This is a genomic window from Methanosarcina mangrovi (assembly GCF_052057765.1).
Classification (GTDB): Archaea; Halobacteriota; Methanosarcinia; order Methanosarcinales; family Methanosarcinaceae; genus Methanosarcina.
This window is the reverse complement of the sequence record NZ_CP195120.1, coordinates 3,599,184-3,619,308: the sequence shown is the minus strand read 5'-3', so window position 1 is coordinate 3,619,308 and position 20,125 is coordinate 3,599,184. Positions and strand designations below refer to the sequence as shown.

Below are 20,125 nucleotides of genomic sequence, written 5' to 3'. Positions count from 1 at the left end.
TCCTTATACCCTCCGTTTTACAGAGAAATCTGGGTGAAGCCCAAATCGTCGTACTGAGCATTCAGCTCTGAAAATACGGGCTTTTCCACAAAGAAGGTGAATATCTCCTCGGCTTTGGTCTCAGGGTCGATATCTTCAAACCGGTCCGGGTAGAGAACTGTCCCGACAAAGTAGGCGTTTGCAAGTACTGACTCGTAGTTCGTGCTGTAGTAGTTGTAGGGCACCACTCCGTAAATCTTGCCGTTCTCCGTAGCTGAAAGCCCTGCAAGTGCCGAATCTGTCTTAAGCTCATTGATGGCTCCGCCGTCCCCAAGCTGGATTGTCCCTACGTCTATGAAGATATATTCAGGGTCCCACTCAACGAGTTTTTCTTTGGCAATGTCGGCATGGTCCACACCTATTCCCGAAGCAACATTGTCAGCATGTACCCAGAGGAACGGGGCGTACGAAGGCTCTGTGGAAATTATCCCGTGAGCTCCTGCACTGCTCACTCCTCCTACATAGACCGTCTTCTGTTCGGTCTCGGGAATATCTGCCGTCCTGCTTTCCAGGTCTTCCATTGTTTCTTCGAAGTAAGTAATTACTTCTTCTGCCCGTTCTTCCTTTCCAACAACTTCTCCCATTAACCGGAGCGAACTGTACATATCAGCTTTATCTTCCTCACTCCGCATGGATCCTGAAGGGAAGGACACTACAGGAATGCCAGTCTTTTCCTGGAGCTCGTCGGCAGTTGCGGCAGCAGTTGCAGGATCGCTTGTATCCGTCTTGAGAATGACCTGCGGGCCGATTGCAATTATTTTTTCAGGGTCATCATTGCCTCTGAACTCCCCTATCAGGGGATAGTTCTTCAGCTGAGGGTTTGCAAGGGCATAGGGACGGCCTTCAATCTCTGATTCTCTCGTCTCTATGCTGTCAACTCCGACAATGAGGTCCTGAGCCTGGAGATATACCAGGTAGCGCAGGCACCCAGACCCGGAGCAGACGACACTTTCGACGTTTGCGGGTATGGTGACCTCCCTGCCGAACCCATCTGTGATTGTGATTTCTGCAGACTCTACCAATTCATCGGTGCCTGTTGTGATTCCTTCAGATTCTGCCGGAACCGTGCCTTTTGCATCTTCGGAAGATGTGGTGTTGTCCGTACATCCTGAACTTGCAACCAGAGCAGCGATAAGCACTCCGATGAAAATAAGTTTCCCTAATTTAATACATGGGGAGATTTTCATGTTACTTTCCTCTAATTTACTAGAGAATGTGTATTACATAAAGTTAACTAATTTTTTCAGATAATTCTTATAAGATCAATTATTTATTAGAATTGGTGTGATTTATTACGATTTTAATTTTGATTGATGATATCCATGCTTGTGAAAGTAAGTTTTATGACCCCCGTATTATGAACCCGTTATTTTTCATTCCTGACACTGTGATATATTGTGACCATTAACTTTCTTGACAGGTTCGGAACGGAAAAAACCTGACTTAAAAGAAGTTCCAATAGAAATCTCGGAATAGAAAATTCAGGCTCAAAAAAGGTCTCAATCGAAAAATCGGAATAGGAAAATCGAGTTCAAAATAAGTTCAATAAAAATGCCTGAAAAACCTGAAAAACGAAAGAAAAATATCAGAAGGAGGAGGACCTGAATTTTAGTATTCGGGCTCCATCCCTTCAATTTGCGAAAAGGCTTTTTCCATTTCAGATCCTTCTTCCACACGCTGTTTTTTTGCCTTCTCCTGATTAATCGCCTGGACAGCTACGCTGTAGAGATTTTCCATTTCACGGGCTGACTCCAGGGTGAGTACAGATAGGACCTGAGGATACTCGCCACTGCGTACGATTATTCCCTTAAATACATGCCCTACGGCTCCCGATAGCTTTTCGATTTCAGTAGAGATATCATCTATGCTCAGGTATTTGCGGTCTCCCTTGATTACAATCATTGCCCTGTTTGCTTCTTCATAAACATTGGTTGAAAACAGAAGGTATGAAGGGGAAAGTGAATTCTGGATTGCTGTTTTGATAGATATTTCCTTATCAGCCCTGAAAAAGCCCATCGTTGCAAGCCCTGCGCCCCCTCTCATGACAGTCTGAAAATCCCCCAGATCCGTTACCATCATCATCTCGCTGTCAAGGGCATCAAGCAGGAAGAGGATACGTTCGGCAATCATGTCGTTAATGCCATCATAGGCTTCCTGAATGCTTCCTCCGATTTTTTTCAGGTACTGGTTATCTGCAAGGATTATTCCATCAGCTCCGTTCTGGCGGATTTCCTGGATCGAAAAGGCAGTATTTTGCAGATAAAGCGTTCCCTCTTCCCTGAAAGGGAGGACAACGAGACAATAAACAGGATAATTATATCGTTTTTTCATCTCTTTTACGAGAAGAGGAGTAAACGAAGAACCGGTCCCTCCGGAAGCCGAGGTTATCACAAATGCCATATCAAAATTGCCCCTTTCCTCAATCTGCCGCATTATTATCTCCTTTTTCTCCTCAAAAACCTGCTTTCCGATATTCCGGTTTGCACCAACCCCATGAAGGTGCTCAATATGGATTCTATCCTTCGCTTTTGTAAATTTCATCTCTTTCAGGTCATTAATTGCAGTGTTCAGTGCAAGAGTTTCGACATGGCTTTTAAATCTCTGCGTGGAATAAAACCTGGCAAGTTTGCCGCAGCTTTTCCCCCCTCCCAGTGCATGCCGGTTAATGGAATCAAGAATCCTGTTCCCGCATTGCCCGTTTCCTATTATCAGTATATTGAGCAAAAAATTCCTCCATTTCAAGAATATTTCCACATTTTTCCTGTCTGGAGTTATCCTATTAATATCGGTATTGCCTGTGTCTTCTATATATATGGACCCCAGCGGCTGCAAGGATAATTATAAAATTATGATATAACGCGGATTTTTAATGAGAAAATCGAACTTCCCTTCTTTGACATTGATACTCGACGTTGTTGACTTATTGCTCCCTTTCAGGTTCCCGGCATCTATGCCGTTGTTGTATTCATAAGAAAGCTCAGAACTTACATTATAAGTACCAATTTCTTTTGCTTTTAAGGTATATGTAAACTCTTTGTCGTTATTGGGCTCCAGTGTCTCGATATATATTCTGGGAGTTCCGCCGACGGTCTCAATTCCATCTTCGCCTTCCACATACTCAAGGCCTTCCGGAACAAGAATATCAAGGCGGACAGCCTGCGCAGGAGCATTGCCTGTGTTTCTCAGGACGACTGTAGAGGTTATCTCTCCATTTCTTTCTACGGATGAGACATCCACATTCATTGCGGTTTCAACATTTGCACTTTGCTTATTTCCTTCACTTACGTTTATAGAAGGAGTGTTGGAAGAAGATTGGTAGGTTTGGCTGGCACTGTTCGTATAAGTAGCAGTCACAGCTCTGAGGTCGAAGGTTCCTGCCTCGGTTGCCTTTAATTTATATATGTAAACGAGAGTCTCAGGAACCGACTCTCCATAATCGATTTTAGGAACTGCGCCTGAAACTTCATATGTGGTCTCTTCAAGGACAAAGTGTTCCTGTTTCGGGTCTGTAAACGAAACGTTATTTGCAGTGTCGTTTCCGGTATTCTTTGCCTTTACTGTAACGGTTACGTTTTCTCCGAGTTCGATTTTCGATTTATCTACAGACTTTGTTATTACAACCTCCGGGTCCCCTGCGAAAGTTGCTTCAGAGCGCCCTTTTTCAACAATTTCACTCACGTAGAGGTCTCCGATGTTGTAGTTTGATATGCTGATCTCAACCGTTGCTCTGGGTAATACACCTCCGCCGTGCACGGACTTCAGGCGCATCTGGATTTTACCCCCCTCTTCAAAGTCAAACTCAACACTCTCGTTTACATCCAGCAGACCATTTGCTACTTCTTTATCCTTTTCATACACATAATATGAGGCTGTATTTGCTTCAGGAAAGATATCAGTGATTTCGATTATGTAATTGTTAAGCTGATATACCTGTCCTTCCTCAATATCCCCCTCATATACTGCAGTTTTTGCCGAAACTGTACTGCTTGATATCAGCAGGACAAGAAAAGCAAACAAAACAGTTATGTAAATCCCTTTTAGTTTCACTTCTGTTACCCCAACCTGATATAAGCTTGTCTACGCCAATTATTGCCTGAATATCTTCATAGAGGATGTCTTAAAATTCAAATCACTTCCACATCTGGATCTTCCACATTTGGATAATAGGCATTGTGGAATTAAAATTCAGGCCGTAAATTAATTACATCGGACTTACTCGCTCGAGGTATAAAATCAAATACATAAGACATCATAGTTAAAATGTACACTTTGGACGTTTAACGGTTTAAATCTACCGTTTTTCAGTTCAAATGCGTAAGTCCGGTCCCAATCGTATAATCGAATTTAATTTTAAGACACGCTCTTAGATAAATCGTCTTAACAGTAACCTTATTCCCTTGCCCCCAAATATCTTCTACAAAACCAGATATATAGTTTGTGATCCTTTCTTTTTCTTCTTTAAAAGATAAAATCAAAGTTGAGCTGGCGCATCCCACTGCAAGCAACGGGGTATGTTCGCCCCCCGCTCCATATTCCGTTAAAAGAGACAATGACCTTAAACAATTTTGTTTGAGCAGAAGTTAACAATCAAAAAACAGATTTGATAAATCATATTATCATTAATGTTTACCGGGGAAATTTTCCCGTCTCCGCAGCAAGCTAGAGGGGTATTCGGCTGAAATAATAAATTCAGGATAAAAAAGGTTAGAAGAAGACGAGAAAAAGGTTAGAAGAAGACGAGAAAAAGGTTAGAAGAAGACGAGAAAAAGGTTAGAAGAAGACGAGAAAAAGGTTAGAAGAAGACGAGAAAAAATCAGAAGAAGACGAGAAAAAATCAGAAGAAGACGAGAAAAAATCAGAAGAAGACGAGAAAAAAATCAGAAGAAGGACCTGAATTTCAGTATTCAGGCTCCATCCCTTCAATCTGCGAGAAGGCTTTTTCCATTTCCGCTCCTTCTTCCACACGCTGTTTTTTTGCCTTTTCATAATGGATTGCGTGGACTGCCACATTATAGAGTTTTTCGAGCTCATGGGCGGACTCCAGAGTCAGGAGTGAAAGGATCTGCGGATATTCCCCGTTGCTTACGACTATCCCTTTAAAAACATGTCCTACTGACCCTGAGAGTTTTTCGATTTCAGTTGAAATGTCGTCTATGCTCAGGTATTTGCGGTCACCTTTGATTACAATCATTGCCCTGCTTGCTTCTTCATAAACATCGGTTGAAAACAGAAGGCCTGAAGGAGAGAGGGCATTCTGGATTGCGGTTTTAACAGGCATTTCCGTATCAGCCCTGAAATAGCCTATCGTTGCAAGGCCTGCCCCCCCGCTCATTACTGTCTTGAAATCCCCCAGGTCCGTTACCATCATCATCTCGCTGTCAAGAGCGTCGAGAAGGAAGAGAAGGCGTTCTGCAATCATGTCATTGATGCCGTTGTAAGCTTCCTCGATGCTTCCTCCTATACTTTTTAGGTACTGGTTATCCGCAAGGATAATTCCGTCTGCTCCGCTCTGACGGATGTCCCGGATAGAAAAAGCTGCATTTTGAAGGTAAAGGGTTCCTTCTTCCCTGAAAGGAAGGACAACAACACAATAAACGGGATAATTATAGCGTTTTTTCATTTCTCTTATGATAAGCGGGGTAAAAGAAGATCCTGTGCCTCCCGAAGCTGAGGTCAGTACAAAGGCAATATTAAAATTACCCCTATCCTCAATCTGCCGCATGATCATCTCTTTACTTTCTTCAAAAACGTGCTTTCCTACATTCCGGTTTGCACCTACTCCGTGCAGGTGGGGGATGTGGACTCTGTCCTTTGCTTTTGTAAATTTCATCTCTTTTAAGTCGTTGACAGCGGTATTGAAGGCAAGGGTTTCAACATGGCTTTTATATTTCTGCTTTGAATAAAACTTAGCAAGCTTGTTACAGTTTTTTCCCCCACCCATCGCATGCTGGTTGATGGAATCCAGAATCCGGTTTCCACATTGCCCGTTTCCTATTACTAATATATTGAGCAGAAAAACTCCTCCATTTTTATGGTGAATTTCCATTTTTTTTCTGTCCGGAATCTATCCCGGATTTCAATTTTTTTTAATATTGACCAGATTTCACTCTTTTAGTTTCACTCTTTCAATACCTGTATTCACTGTGCCGCCTGTATACATGAAATCCGATAACTACGAGAATAATTCCCGGAATTATAATGTATAAAGGATTTTTTAGCAGAAAATCGAACTTTCCTTCTTTTACACTGATGCCGGAAGTTGCGAAATCCTTGTTCTGCTTAATGTTCTGGGCATCTATGCCGTTACTGTATTCATAAGAAAGATTTGAATTTATACTGTAAGTTCCCATTTCTTTTGCTTTTAAAGTGTACCGGAACTCTTTGTCGTTATTGGGTTGCAGAGTTTCAATATAAATCCTGGGGGTTCCACCTATGGTTTCAATCCCTTCGTCTCCGCCCACGAACTCCATGCCATCCGGGATCATAATGTCAAGGCGGACTGCCTGGGCAGGGGCACTTCCAGTATTCCTCAGGATAATGGTTGAAGTAATTTTTTGGTTCCTTTCCACAGATGAGAGATCCACACTCATTATGGTGTCAACATTCGCACTCTGCTTATTTCCTTCATTTACGGTAATGGAAGGCGTGTTGGATGAAGACTGATAAGCCTGACCGGCGCTGTTCGTGTAAGTAGCAGTCACGGCTCTGAGGTTGAAGGTTCCTGCTTCGGTTGCTTTTAATTTATAAATATAAACAAGGGTTTCGGGGACCGATTGTCCGTAATTAATTTCCGGTATACTGGTTGAAACCTCGTAAGTGGTTTCTTGCAGGACAAAATGTTCCTGCTTGGGGTCCGTAAACAGCACATTGTTTGCAACATCGTTTCCGGTAGTTTTTGCGGTTACAGTAACAGTTATGACTTCCCCTGTATCGATTTCGGATTTATCTATATTCTTGCTTATTACAAGCCTGGGATCTCCTGCGAAGGTTGCCGCAGAGCGCCCGCTTTCAATAACCTCGCTTACATAGAGGTCTCCTATGTTGTAGTTTGATATGCTAATCTCAACCGTAGCTCTGGGTAACACGCCTCCGCTGTGCACGGACTTCAGACGCATCTGGACTTCCCCATCATCCTCGAAATCAAACTCGAAGCTTTCGTTAATATCCAGCAGGCCATTTGCAATTTCCTTGTCTCTTTCGTACACGTAGTATGAGGCTGTGCCGGCTTCAGGGAAGATATCGGTAATTTCGATTACGTAATTGTTAAGCTGATATACCTCTCCTTCCTCGATGTCCCCGTCATACACCGTGGTTCTTGCCAACGCCGTGCTGCCAAGCATCAGCAGGATGAGAAACGCAAATAAAACAGTTTTGTGGATCCCTTTCAGTTTCACTTCTGCTACCTCTAATTCCTGATAAAAAAAGTTAATTTATGGCAGGTTATTCTCCTTCAAATTATTTTCAGACTAATAATCCTGGATTATCGGTTTAAACTGTGAAATTAATAGTTCTAAGTTGGAGGCGGGCACTGGCCTCTTTATTCTCAATTACATTATCAATTTTTTTGTGGATCTTCAGGCTGGATGCCTGTAAAACTTTTTTATTTTTCTTACTAGATTTATGCCCAATATTTGTGCGTGAGTGCACGAATTTTCATATCATTTTCTGATCTAAATTCCATGTCGAATGAACTCTTTTTGGCAGAATCTATCTGCTTTTTTATCTTAGTTTCCTATTAATTTTTGTTCAATAATTTTATATTTTTTGACTATTATCTTTGTACTGTTTATTCTTTTCTTCCTATTTATCTTTTCGGTGTTTTCAACTTTTAGGCCGAAAAATGAAGGTTGCTTCACCTACCATGGCGCTCGCACGTGTATAACTATTTTAAAATTAACTATGTTCAACAGGAGATCTTTAATCTAAAAAAATAAGTAGTGTCCACTTCCAGCTACTTTCAGGCAATCTCAAAATTTCTGCATTAGCCCCAAAAAAGATGCGGGCCCGGGAAAAAGATGTGGGCCAAAAGGAAAGACATTGTTCACAGAAAATGCATATTCCGCGGGATATGAGGAATAAATACAGTTTCAGTTTTAGTTTCAGTTTTAGTTTCAGTTTTTGGAGTTGATTATTTCCAGGCTAATATCTATCCATCTTGATTTATGGATAAGGGAACCCATTGATATTACATCCACGTCTGTTTTTGCATAATCTTCAAGGTTTGCAGGGGAAATCCCGCCGGAAGCTTCAATAAGAACCGATTTTCTGAGCCCTTTTTCTTCAAGCAAAGCGAGAGTCTCTTTGACTACATCAGGCTGCATATTGTCAAGCATTACAATATCAGCTCCCAGTTTTGCAGCAAGAACCGCATTTTCTGCAGACTCGACCTCTACCTCAATTTTCCGCGTAAAGCTGCTTTTTCGGGCTGCTTTGATTGCGGCTTCTATTCCCATGAGTTTGATGTGATTGTCTTTAATCATAACCGCATCCGAAAGGTTAAATCTGTGAGTGTCTCCTCCCCCCGCAGCAACAGCCAGCTTTTCGAATTTCCTTATTCCGGGGGTGGTCTTCCTCGTACATGCTACCCTTGTGCTTTCCGAATGCTTCCTTACGACATCCACGCAGCTCCTGGTCAGGGTTGCAATCCCACTAAGGTGTCCTAGGAAGTTCAGGCTAAGGCGTTCTGCCCTGAGAATGGATACGGCTCCTCCCCTGAGCCTGAATATTGTATCTCCTTTGCTGAGGCTGTCCCCATCTTTAAAATCGGTTCCTGCCTGAATTCCAAAGTAACTGAATATTGATGCAGCCTCACTTATCCCGGCAACCGTACAGTCCTCTTTTGTGAAAATAATGGCTTCTGCAGGCCTGTCAGGAACAATAGTGCATGAAACATCATCATACCCCAGGTCTTCTTCTATAAAGCTTTCTAATTCTCTGATAAGCATAATTTTTACCCCCCTATTTTATGTCTCCCGGATTTATAAGAGGTACGGGCATTTTTTTTCTTTATCTTCTTTTTATTTCGTCCTATTTTCTCTTTATTTAGTTTTTACTTTATTAAATACTAAACAGCCAGGGAATAGAAGCTTTTAAGTTAGAGAACGGAATACAGTTATCCCGTTTCCGGATTTCCTTCTCTGCCGGACGTGTAAAGAAAATTATAATGCAAGCAATTATAACGGATTGATAAATACCAGCTAAAACAACTTAAGTTACTGGCTAAAGCAATTAAAGTCTACTGATTATTCTCAGGAGCCTGGAATACTGAAAATAGGAATTGTTGGTTGCGGATTCATTGGCGGACATATTTGCAGGGCAATTGATAACGGGGAGATTGATGCGGAGCTGTACGCCCTCTGCGACTCTTCGGAAAGAAAAGCCTTTGAACTTGCAGCTTCCCTGAAAACGTGCAGACCTGCGTATATGAAAATTGAAGAACTCATACGCAGCGTGGACCTCGTCATAGAAAGCGCTTCCCAGAATGCTGTCAGGTTCATTGTACCTCAGGCCCTCAAGGCTGGCTGTGACGTGATGATCCTGAGTGTGGGCGCCCTTGCTGATAAAGAACTAAGGGTAACTCTTTTCGGACTTGCAAAGGAGCATAACTGCAAGCTTTACTTCCCCTCGGGAGCAGTTGTCGGGATCGATGGGTTGAACTCGGCATCTGCGGCTGGAATTTCCTCGGTAACCCTGACTACCAGGAAACCTCCTTCAGGGCTCATGGGAGCCCTTTATGTAGTGGAAAAAGGCATAGAACTCGAAAAACTTGAAAAAGAAACCTTACTTTTCGACGGGCCTGCCTCGGAAGCCGTAAAAGCTTTCCCTGCAAACGTTAACGTAGCAGCTACGATCAGCCTTGCAGGCATAGGTTTTGAGCGAACAAGGGTAAAAGTCATAGCTGATCCTTCTCTTTCCAGAAACGTGCATGAGATCACCGTAGAAGGGGAATTCGGAAAATTCAGTACGAGAGTAGAAAATCTCCCTTCCCCGGAAAATCCCAAAACAAGTTATCTTGCAGCCCTTTCTGCAGTTTCTACCCTGAAAAAGATCCTGAGTCCCGTCCAGGTAGGGACCTGAATTCCTTCAGTTTTTGAGGCTTAACTTTTGAGTTCTGCCTGATGAGTTCTGCCTGATGAGTTCTGCCTGATGAGGTCTGACTCTTGATTTCTGGCTTTTAATTCACTGGAATCCCGGATCTCAAGTTCTATTTTCGGATTTAAGACAGGTGGGGTTCACAAACATAAGGTTCACAAACATTATATAGTCCGGAGGAGTTAAGCACGTAAATCCTTCGAAGAAGGTGGCATGTATGCAAAAAAGCGCCTTATGGATAGCATTTTCCTTATTGCATCCCTTTACGTATGACATGCCTTTATAATTTCAGATTCATATTTTTCTTTCAAATATTATGGTGGTCCCATGCAGCAAGCAGACCTTATAAAAAGGATCCAGGAATTGAAGGTAAAACGAAACGCAGTTATTCTTTCTCATTATTACTCCCGCCCCGAAGTCCAGGACGTTGCGGACTTTGTCGGGGATTCCCTTGCCCTGAGCCAGGAAGCTGTCCGCCAGGACGCGGATGTTATCGTGTTTTGTGGCGTTCATTTTATGGGAGAAAGCGCTGCAATCCTCTCCCCGAAAAAGACGGTTCTGTTGCCGGAAATCGATGCCACATGCCCTATGGCAGATATGGTGGATGTGGAAGGCCTTAAAAGCCTGAAAGAAAAACATCCTGACGCTCCGGTCGTCTCCTATGTGAACAGCTCGGCTGCAATCAAGGCTGAGTCCTATATCTGCTGTACCTCTGCCAATGCCGTGGAAGTGGTAAATTCCCTGGATGCCGAAGAGGTCATCTTTGTGCCGGATAAGAACCTGGCAGCCTACGTTGCAGCCCGGACCGACAAGAAAATCATTCCCTGGGAAGGGCACTGCCCCACTCACCACCAGATCCTGAGGGAAGATGTCCTGAGAATGAAGGAAAAGCATCCCCTTGCCAAATTCATCGCTCATCCCGAATGCCGCCCTGATGTCCTGGGACTTGCAGATTATGTGGCAAGTACGCGTGGAATGATCCTGTATGCGAAAAACTCTCCTGCCAGGGAGTTCATCATAGGCACCGAGTGCGGACTCATCCACGGGCTCCATAAGGCAGCTCCGGAAAAAACCTATTACTGCATCTCTGAATTTGCCTGCTGCCCCAGTATGAAAATGGTCAATCTTGAAAAAGTCCTGGCTTCCCTCGAAAAGATGCAGCACGTAGTTACCGTCCCCGAAGAAGTGCGGGTCAGGGCAAAAGAGGCTCTTGACCGGATGCTTGCGGTAAAAGTAAAATAAGCACCTGAATTGTCATGCTAAACGCAGGAGAACGGTCTTTCCCAAAAACAAGAAGAATTAGACGAAGGAAGAGAAAAGAAGCTAGCAAATAAACGGTTTGTGATGCCTGAAGGACCAACATACTAAAGTGACCAAGGAAGCCGATAACTTTCTGCTTCTGTTGTCTTTTCTGCTTTTCTTTTTTGCAGGGCTGCCAGACAGGCTGGCGGAGGCTATTATATTGGCTATATTATATCGGCTATTATTTTTATTGATTAATTGAAAAGCAGTTTCCGGGATAAAGGAAAGTATTCTCTTGGTCCTGGGGTTATATTTTCCTTCAATGTTTGTCTCTTAATTGCGGTGTCGGTCTTCAATTCCCTTTTATCTGGCTGACAGATCGACTCAGGCCCTGTGCGGCGTGGGAAAAAGGACTAAAAGGGCTGAAAGTTTTCAGCTCTACGTACCAGAATAGACCAACCAGTTAATTAGGGACCACCGATTTTCAGAATTATGGGAAAAACAATGAGAAGCAGGTGAGGGAACAAACTCTCACCTCCTTTCATGCCAGAAAATCTTTCAGATCTTTTTCTTCAAAATGGCATATCCCACAATAAACGCAAACAAGGGCAGGGCAATTATCATAAATGTCTTGGCCAGTTCCATCGGATCTTTGACTATGCCGCTTTCTCCCGCGCTTCCGTTCAGAAGGGACTTTCCTTCAGTTCCCAGACTTTTCAGAGTTTTCTGTATTTTTCCTTCCTGATATTCCGTTATTGCAAAGGAAGAATAGCCAGATGTTTTTGCTTTAAAGTAGGTATAATCCTTGTCTTCACTGACTTTTTCCGTAGAGAGAGGTTTCCAGCCTTTGTTATACCACTGAAGGGTTATCAGGGATTCATTTACATTATTATCTTTAATCCATTCTTTTTCAACTTTGAATCCTACTGATCCGTTTTTGAGGGAAGTCGGAAGTCCTTCTCCGCTATCTCCTACCCAGATATTTACATATTTGTAGATTCTTCCGGAAGGACTCTTTGGGACAAGCATAGATTTGCTTTTAAGTACTTCTACAATTGTTGTTGTCCTTCTGAATGTCTTTTTTGCATCATATTCGATATACGTTATGCATGTGACGTTTTCAGGGAACTCATAATTAATATGATACCCACTTATCACATTTCTGGTAGCAAGCTCCTTGATTTCGATATTCTTGGCCGGTTCTGCCGAAACACCGCTTCCTATGTTGCTGGAACCGGAACTTGAACTGGATTTGGAACTACCAGAACTTGAACTTCCGTTGTCTTCTTTGTCTACAGTACTCGATTCTTCAGCAGCTGTGTCTTCGGTTGTTGAATCATCGTTTGAATCATCGTTTGAATCATCGTTTGAATCATCGGTTGTTGAACCGTCGTTTGAATCATCGGTTGTTGAACCGTCGTTTGAATCATCGGTTGTTGAACCGTCGTTTGAATCATCGGTTGTTGAATCATCGTTTGAATCATCGGTTGTTGAACCGTCGTTTGAGTCATCGGTTGTTGAGTCATCGGTTGTTGAATCATCGTTTGAATCATCGTTTGAGTCATCAGTTGAATCATCAGTTGAATCATCGTTTGAGTCATCGTTTGTTGAATCATCGTTTGTTGAATCATCGTTTGAATCATCGTTTGAATCATCGTTTGTTGAATCATCGTTTGTTGAATCATCAGTTGAATCATCGTTTGAATCATCAGTTGAATCATCGTTTGTTGAATCATCAGTTGAATCATCGTTTGAATCATCGTTTGTTGAATCATCGTTTGTTGAATCATCGTTTGTTGAATCATCGTTTGAGTCATCAGTTGAATCATCGTTTGAGTCATCAGTTGAATCATCGTTTGAGTCATCAGTTGAATCATCGTTTGAGTCATCGTTTGAATCATCAGTTGAATCAGTTACTGAATCTTCAGTTGTTCCTGAGTCCGTGGCTCCAGCACTTGAATCTCCAGTGCCTGAATCTCCACCACTTGAGTCTCCAGTACCTGAGTCTCCTGTGTCCGAACTTCCGCTGTCTCCAGCGATTTCATCTGCAGCAGATGCCATTCCGGGAGCCATTCCTGGAATTATTAGCATTACTAATAGTACATAAATTAAAGAATTAAAAAAACCAGTTTTCATTTTTTTTAGGCCTCCGGCTACACAGACGTAAACAAAGGTCTCTGGTACCCAGTAAGTCAAAAGGTCTCCGGTATTCAGTAAGTCAAAAGGTCTCCGGTATTCAGTAAGTCAAAAGGTCTCCGGTATTCAGTAAGTCATTGACAATTTATTATATTATTCATATAAACAAAATTTAGAGTCTTGATTTGAGTGTATTTTTCCAATAGACTGCTTTCAAAAACAAGACGTTTGCCCAAATAAAACAACCCTGGCTCAAGTTTACATAATGTAAGCCGATTATTCCTCTGGATAAGGTTATATTCAGGCCCAGATTCCTAAATTTATGGAAGTTGATGATGCACGTTTTTCATACTCTTGTTCTCTTCCGGGGGGAGGAACCACTTTCTCCTTAATAAACCTGGTGGATTTTTTCACCACTTTTAATTGTTTTATCCGATAGTTAAATTGCACTCCTATCCGATTTCCAAACATGACCGAGGGTTCAAAACTTAAATTTTCTTCTTCACAGGAAGAGTTTTTTCATTTAAACGTTCCAACCTTATTTTGAGTGGGCTCTTTTTGATTGTAACTTTTTGATTCAATCTTTCAGATTCAGTTCCACAGATCCGATACTTTTAATACTTTATGATGCTGCTTTCTTCTAATGTCTGCCGGAATACGCACATACCTGGAACTTATGAGGTACGGAAACTGCCTGATGGCAGGTTTTGCAGCCGTCATAGGAACTTTGATAGCCTTTAATATCCTGACTTCCGGGTCTTTAAATTCAAATTTTGCGGGGCCTTTTCCTTTTCTTGATACAGGGCTCGTGTTTCTGGTAGTATTCCTTGTTTCAGGCGCAGGAAACGCTATCAATGATTATTTCGATATAAGGATAGATTCAATTAACCGTCCGGAAAGGCCCATTCCATCAGGAAGGGTGCAGGCAAAAGAAGCCCGTTACTTTTCTTACCTTCTGTTTGCCATTGGAACTCTGCTGGCTTTCTCAATAAATTCGGTTTGCGGGTTAATTGCCCTTTTTAACTCCCTGCTCCTGATCCTGTATGCAAAAACCCTTAAAGGTACGCCCCTTCTGGGGAACCTGAGCATAGGCTACCTTACTGGCTCTGTTTTTCTCTTCGGAGCTTCGGTTTTCGGATTTGGAGGGATTAAAGCTCTTTCCGTGCTTTTCCTGCTTGCAGCTCTTGCCATTACGGCCCGGGAAATCGTAAAAGATATCGAGGATATGGAAGGGGATAGACTGGAAGGCGCAAATACCCTGCCTCTCAGGATCGGGGCAAAAAAAGCAGGCTATCTTGCAGTGCTCATAGGACTCTTTGCCGTACTTTTAAGCCGTCTTCCGTACTCTATGTCCATCCTTGGCCTGCGCTACCTCTACATCGTCTTGCTGGCAGACCTTGGCTTTCTTGCAGCCATTTATCAGCTCCTTGTGAAAAATAACCCGACAAAGTCCTCTAAAATGTTCAAAATAGCCATGTTCTTTGCGCTAATCGCTTTCATTGCCGGAGTATAAATTAAATAAACTCCCCAGATCCCTACTTATCCTCTTGTTCTCCTTTACTTAGCAGGACCTGTGGATTCGGCGGATAGGTTAAGAGCAGGTTCAGGTCAGGAAACAGGTTATTAAATAGGTTGGCAGGTCCAGGTTAGCAGATAGGTCTCTTTCCTGCTACAAGTTCCATGGAGAAGGAATGGATATTTTCAAGTTCTTTTTCTATAACTTCTGCCGCCTCTTTTTCCACATCTCCTGCCGCACCTTTTTTCATAATCAGCTGGGCAGTTGCAATCTGGGGCTGGTCAATAGGGGTTCCGATTTCACTCAGGAGCCATACATACACCTCGGAGACATCGGGGACCTGATTGTAAATCTCAGCTGCGATCCTGTGGGAAAGGAGATTGTAGATCTTTCCGATATGGCTTACGGGATTTTTCCCTGCTGCAGCTTCACTGCTGACCGGACGGTTTAAGGGAATTATCCCGTTTACGCGGTTTCCGCGCCCCACTTCTCCGCAATCGGCGTCCTCGGCGGATGTGCCGGTAACCGTCGTGTAAATCCCTTCCATTCCCCTGCCGGGCATGTCCAGGGTGTTAAGAGAAGCAGTTGGTTTTACACACATACAGGCTTCAAATTCGGCCCTTTCTTTTTCTGCAAACCCGGCAGCAAACTCTTCGATCCGGTCATGCAGTTCTATTTTCTTTTTGAAGTAATCCTCTTCGGATTCGACAAACCTGTCCACAAGAGGAGCAGCGACCGTGAGGTGAACGTCTTCTTTGTGCCTGAGCCCCATGACTTTTATGTCTTCTCCTGATTCCGGATATTCTTTCTTGAACCCCTTTGAGTTAAGGTAGCGTTCGGTCTCGAGTACCAGCCTTTCAGTAGGGCTCAGGGGTGCATATCCCACTGCTGCGGACGTATCGTTTGCCCCGAGAACCTTTCCTCCCCTGCTGAAGATATCCGTAAGTTCTGCAGAACCTCTCTTGAGTTCTACCTGGTAGATGACGCTTTCTGGGTCCACGAAACGGAGGTTCTCCGAAAGCCAGTCCTTTGCCGTCTCGACTGCAAGCCCTGGAACATCAAGCTCAATTCCTTCGTATTCGAAGGTTGCCCTGTCCCCTATGATCAGTCGCATGGGGCTTACAACCTTTCCCCCTCTGAATTTTCCTTCCACCTGCCCTGCAACAAGCATTCCTTTGTCTATGTTATGGTGCAGGATGGTTCCGAAGGTCTCAAGGTATTTCTGGCTGAGATTCACGGATATCTGTTCCATAATAGCATCGCAGATATAATCCGGATGCCCTAGCCCTTTTCTTTCAACAACCTCTACCTTCTGGCGGTAAACTTCCGAAGCTTTCAACTCTTCTATAACAATATTTCTCAAACTCTTTCCCCCGGATTGCCCCTGAAGGGCATGACAGATACTGCATTGATCTTGTTAATGCATATTAAGACAGCTTATGTTTGCCAATAAATATATCTCGGTGAAGTCCGGATATTCGGCGGGACCGGATGAGGTCTTCGGTGAAGTGATATTCGGTGAAGATATGTGGTGAACGCAGGCGATAAAGGCAGGTCGGTCAAGAAAGTCCCCAGAATAAAACTAAAAATACCGGTCGAGATCCTTAGGACTGTCTGCCTCAAGTCTGTTGAGTCTGTTACAGGGTCCTTCAGGCCCGTTAAATAAATTCTGCTTCTTCTGAATGGCTCTTTTTCTTTTTCTCCGCGTCCCCTTTTTCTTTTTCTCCTTCCGGAGTATGCCTCAGGTACTCTTTGATCATCATCGGAAAGGTGTTTGCAGGCACGAAACGAACCCCAAGCTGCTCTGCCCATTTTTCGATTCCGTAGTCGCTTGCAACGACAGCAGCATCAAGTTCTTTGGCAAGGATCAGGACATCGATATCAGGAGCACTATCAAGGATACCATACCTGAGAGCTGCCCTGTACTTATTCCTGAATTTGCCTATTATCCCGCCAATAACTTCCCTTTCAACCTCTTCCCTGTATTCCTTTTTCTTGTTTTGAGGGTTTTCCATGAAAAGGCATTCGGTTGCTGCCTCCCATATTGCATCTTCTGCAACCCCCATCCCCCGGTTAATCCTCTCCCTCATGTAGGAGACGTATTCGTGGAAGATCTGCGAGGTTACATCAACTCTGTAGCGGTCAGGAGCCTTTTTCACAAGCCAGGTATCTATCTTTGCCGTAACCTCCCTGTCACAGCCGTTACGGCTTGCAAATTCGTACATCTCCTTGTATACTGATGGATAGGGAACATAACAACTGATCCCGAACTGCAGGCGAGCATCGGCTATAAGGTCAAGTATCGCTTTCATCCCCTCACAAAGGGATGTATAACCCATAACCTCCCGTGTCTGCAGATCCGTTAGTGCCGTGGTATCCAGCACGAATCTCTGCTTGAGCATTTTTTCGAGTCCTTTTGTAGTCTTCTTTACCCTTCTTATGTATTGATCAAGGAGCAATAAAATTCTTTGTTTTATTTTCCCCTCCTACCCCTGAGTACTGTACTTTCCATATTTACGTATTTTCTCCGGATTTTTTCTGGAAAAAGGTACCTGATTTTCATGAATTGTTCGTCTATCCGTAAATACTATGCTTATAAACTGTTTATCTATTATCCGTAACTACGATGCTTATAAATCGTTCCTCTATCCATAACTATTATTTATGTTATTATTCACCGGATTTTGATCAAAATGAATAACTGTATATACTTTTAAAACTTATATTTACATAGGGAAGTTTAAGCCGGAAGCTGAAAAGCGGTTTGAAACATATTTTGTATATTGTTTTCTCGGGTTGTTCTTGCTTAAGGCGTAAAGTATTTCCGGGCACACATTGTAATAAAAATAAATATGTGTTCTTCTTATCGCTTTCCCCTCATTTCGGGGCCGAACTTCTCGGGCTGATATGCCGGCAGCTTAAATGTTATCCGGCAGGGTGAAAATTCAGATTGAAGGTGTGAAAGATACTGAGCCGGAGTGGAAGTTCTGGAAAATGGCCCGGTTCGGTATGATACGGATAAAACAGGCTAAAAATGGGGAATCAAATGAGTGCAAACACTGAGAGTTTAAAACCTTTTGTAGGCTCAGCACAGGGTTTTGTCAGGAATCCTCTTAAGAAGGGAGGCGACACAATGAAAGAGTATTGCAATATCTGTGGTCGGGAATTGCTGGAAGATGTACTGGTTGTGGACACCAGTCTTGATATGAAACCAATCCCATTCAAGGACGTTCACGGGGACAAGTCCGATCTGATATGCATTGAATGTGCAATTGATTCGGTTGAGAATCCGCCCTTTGTATGTACCAGGTGCGGACAGCCAATAGAGTTTAACGAAAAATTCTATGTGTTTAAGGAAGCAACCACAAAGCCGGGTGGTCCCAAGGTAGATTTCAAAGAAACGTGCCTCGATGACAAATACATCTGCAGCACATGTTTCGAAGAGATTATGAACCCGGAGTACGAAGAAGAGGAAGTCTGAACAGAAAGCATGGCAGTAGGATTTGACAGATTTGACAGTTAGAATTCTGTTCTCCACTCCTCCTTGAAGTTCAAACCATGGGTATCGGTAACAGGGGGTAAAGAACCGGGCTCAACTACCCGATAAATTACCGTATCCGAGAAGAGGCAGGACTGAAAAATCAGTTCTGTCCCCAGCTTTTCTCAATCTTCTTCTATTTCTTTATTTTCTTATTTCATCTTTTTCTTTTATTTCCTGACTCTTTCTGCAGATGAATGAATTTTAATTCCATAAAGGCATAAATATTGCTTTAATAATAGCATAAAGTATTGTTACCATAAAAACCACATATTCCTTCAAAATGCGAGAACGGATTCATTCCCAAATTTAATTCGTTGAGTTCATAATTTCAGGGGGTAGTTGATTGGACGAAAGTTATGTGCTTGAAATTGAAGATGCGACTTGGGGAAAGCTGGTGGAAGATTCTGAGAAGCCTGTTATTGTAATGTTTTACAGCCCTGTCTGCCCGTATTGTAAAGCTATGGAACCGTATTTTGCGGAGTATGCAAGGGAATACAGGGCTTCGGCTGTTTTTGCCAGAATAAATATAATAGTAAACCCCTGGATTTCAGAAAGATACGGGGTCCAGGGCACGCCTACATTCAAGTTTTTCTGCCACGGAAAACCGGTATGGGAACAGGTCGGCCAGATTTACCCTTCCATCCTGGGGAACGCGATCAGGGACATGATCCAGCATGGGGAGGAGTGCATAAGGAAAACCACTCCCGTGGGGCAGGACATCACAGGATACGTATGACCTGCTGGTAGGGTCAAAGATTTCTTGTTCTCATTTTTTCTTTTTCTCTCACTTTTTCCCTGTATATTTCTTTATTTACGAGCCCGTACTCGTCAAAAGTGGTATGGATAGTGCTAAGGATGCTGAAGGTCGTGCTCATGGATGTGGCTACATACAGAGCAACCATGATTGAAATCTGGTACTTGATTGCAAGGATAGGGCTTGTCCCTCCAAGGATCTGCCCTGTCATCATTCCCGGAAGGAAGACAACTCCTGCAGTTGCTATATTGGCAAGAGTAGGCCTGAGTGCGGAGCGAAGGCATTTTCGAATATAGGGCATGAGGGCTTCATACCTGCTTGCCCCGAGAGAAAGGCAGTAAAGGTATCTGTTCTCGTTTCTGCGGATATCTTTGTAAAATTCTTCCATCCCCACAATATTGCCCCTGAGCGAGTTCCCGAGAATCATGCCTCCTACGGGGATCAGGTATCGGGCCTCTAGCAGGTTCCCAAGATCAAGCACGAATTCGTTGAAGTACAGCAGCACGCTTAAATTTGCTATCGTAAAGGAAAGTATGACCGGTAGGAGCAGTTTTTCCATTTTGAGTTCTATGTTGTTTATGGATGTGTAGCTTGCAATTATAACCATTCCCAGCACCCATGCCAGGTTAAGAGCCATATTGTTCAGCTCGAAGACATAGGTCAGAAACACGCCTGCCATCCCAAGCTGGACTGTCATGCGAGCAACCGCATTTATAGTTTTTCGGGAGATGCGGAGCCTTATCATGTAACTGATTGCCAGAGGAATCACAAGCATTAAAAAGCAGAGTATCATAGAGGGGATCGA

At 43.2% G+C, this 20,125-nt stretch carries 15 protein-coding genes; 5 read left to right on the top strand and 10 right to left on the bottom strand.

Translation table 11 applies throughout. The annotated features are described in order from the left end of the window. Positions 1-17: 17 nt before the first annotated feature. From ACSAZL_RS16040 to nadC, 6 genes are all read right to left on the bottom strand, one after another. Entirely contained in the window at positions 18-1,226 is a 1,209-nt protein-coding gene (locus tag ACSAZL_RS16040; protein WP_440945609.1) for an iron ABC transporter substrate-binding protein, read from the bottom strand. A gap of 421 nt (positions 1,227-1,647) precedes the next feature. Beyond that, positions 1,648-2,763 carry a tubulin/FtsZ family protein gene (locus ACSAZL_RS16035; RefSeq protein WP_440945608.1) on the bottom strand — a complete coding sequence of 372 codons (1,116 nt, stop codon included), beginning with the start codon at positions 2,761-2,763 and terminating at the stop codon, positions 1,648-1,650. A gap of 114 nt (positions 2,764-2,877) precedes the next feature. Continuing rightward, positions 2,878-4,086: a BatD family protein gene (locus ACSAZL_RS16030; RefSeq protein WP_440945607.1), complete on the bottom strand. Its 1,209-nt coding sequence runs from the start codon at positions 4,084-4,086 to the stop codon at positions 2,878-2,880. A gap of 850 nt (positions 4,087-4,936) precedes the next feature. Next, on the bottom strand, positions 4,937-6,085 hold the full coding sequence (locus tag ACSAZL_RS16025) for a cell division protein FtsZ (RefSeq protein WP_440945606.1): 1,149 nt from the start codon (positions 6,083-6,085) through the stop codon (positions 4,937-4,939). Between the two features lie 79 nt (positions 6,086-6,164). Further along, a complete protein-coding gene (locus tag ACSAZL_RS16020) occupies positions 6,165-7,433 on the bottom strand; it encodes a BatD family protein (RefSeq protein ID WP_440945605.1) in 1,269 nt (422 codons plus the stop codon). A gap of 717 nt (positions 7,434-8,150) precedes the next feature. Further along, positions 8,151-8,984, bottom strand: a complete 834-nt coding sequence (gene nadC / locus ACSAZL_RS16015; protein ID WP_440945604.1) for a carboxylating nicotinate-nucleotide diphosphorylase — start codon at positions 8,982-8,984, stop codon at positions 8,151-8,153. A 316-nt stretch (positions 8,985-9,300) separates the two neighbouring features. On the opposite strand from nadC, the gene ACSAZL_RS16010 reads away from it, so the two are divergent. Beyond that, positions 9,301-10,116, top strand: coding sequence for an aspartate dehydrogenase (locus ACSAZL_RS16010; protein WP_440948876.1), 816 nt, complete (start codon positions 9,301-9,303; stop codon positions 10,114-10,116). 342 nt (positions 10,117-10,458) lie between these two features. Further along, positions 10,459-11,373: a quinolinate synthase NadA gene (nadA, locus tag ACSAZL_RS16005; RefSeq protein WP_440945603.1), complete on the top strand. Its 915-nt coding sequence runs from the start codon at positions 10,459-10,461 to the stop codon at positions 11,371-11,373. A 558-nt stretch (positions 11,374-11,931) separates the two neighbouring features. Here the strand turns inward: nadA and ACSAZL_RS16000 are convergent. After that, complete coding sequence (locus tag ACSAZL_RS16000) at positions 11,932-13,509, bottom strand: PGF-pre-PGF domain-containing protein (protein ID WP_440945602.1); 1,578 nt, start codon at positions 13,507-13,509, stop codon at positions 11,932-11,934. 643 nt (positions 13,510-14,152) lie between these two features. Between ACSAZL_RS16000 and ACSAZL_RS15995 the strand changes: the two genes are divergently transcribed. Beyond that, positions 14,153-15,022, top strand: a complete 870-nt coding sequence (locus ACSAZL_RS15995) for a geranylgeranylglycerol-phosphate geranylgeranyltransferase (RefSeq protein WP_440945601.1) — start codon at positions 14,153-14,155, stop codon at positions 15,020-15,022. A gap of 133 nt (positions 15,023-15,155) precedes the next feature. Here ACSAZL_RS15995 and ACSAZL_RS15990 read toward each other — a convergent pair whose 3' ends face one another. Together ACSAZL_RS15990 and ACSAZL_RS15985 are read right to left on the bottom strand one after the other, a co-directional pair. Further along, positions 15,156-16,388 (bottom strand): methionine adenosyltransferase, encoded by a 1,233-nt coding sequence (locus ACSAZL_RS15990; RefSeq protein ID WP_440945600.1) that lies wholly within the window; start codon positions 16,386-16,388, stop codon positions 15,156-15,158. A 295-nt stretch (positions 16,389-16,683) separates the two neighbouring features. Continuing rightward, positions 16,684-17,427, bottom strand: a complete 744-nt coding sequence (locus ACSAZL_RS15985; RefSeq protein ID WP_440948875.1) for an RNA ligase partner protein — start codon at positions 17,425-17,427, stop codon at positions 16,684-16,686. Between the two features lie 644 nt (positions 17,428-18,071). Between ACSAZL_RS15985 and ACSAZL_RS15980 the strand changes: the two genes are divergently transcribed. Together ACSAZL_RS15980 and ACSAZL_RS15975 are read left to right on the top strand one after the other, a co-directional pair. Next, positions 18,072-18,506: a hypothetical protein gene (locus tag ACSAZL_RS15980; protein ID WP_440945599.1), complete on the top strand. Its 435-nt coding sequence runs from the start codon at positions 18,072-18,074 to the stop codon at positions 18,504-18,506. A gap of 403 nt (positions 18,507-18,909) precedes the next feature. Next, positions 18,910-19,302 (top strand): thioredoxin family protein, encoded by a 393-nt coding sequence (locus tag ACSAZL_RS15975; protein ID WP_440945598.1) that lies wholly within the window; start codon positions 18,910-18,912, stop codon positions 19,300-19,302. A gap of 13 nt (positions 19,303-19,315) precedes the next feature. On the opposite strand, the gene ACSAZL_RS15970 is transcribed toward ACSAZL_RS15975, so the two are convergent. After that, positions 19,316-20,095: an ABC transporter permease gene (locus ACSAZL_RS15970; protein ID WP_440945597.1), complete on the bottom strand. Its 780-nt coding sequence runs from the start codon at positions 20,093-20,095 to the stop codon at positions 19,316-19,318. Positions 20,096-20,125: the final 30 nt, after the last annotated feature.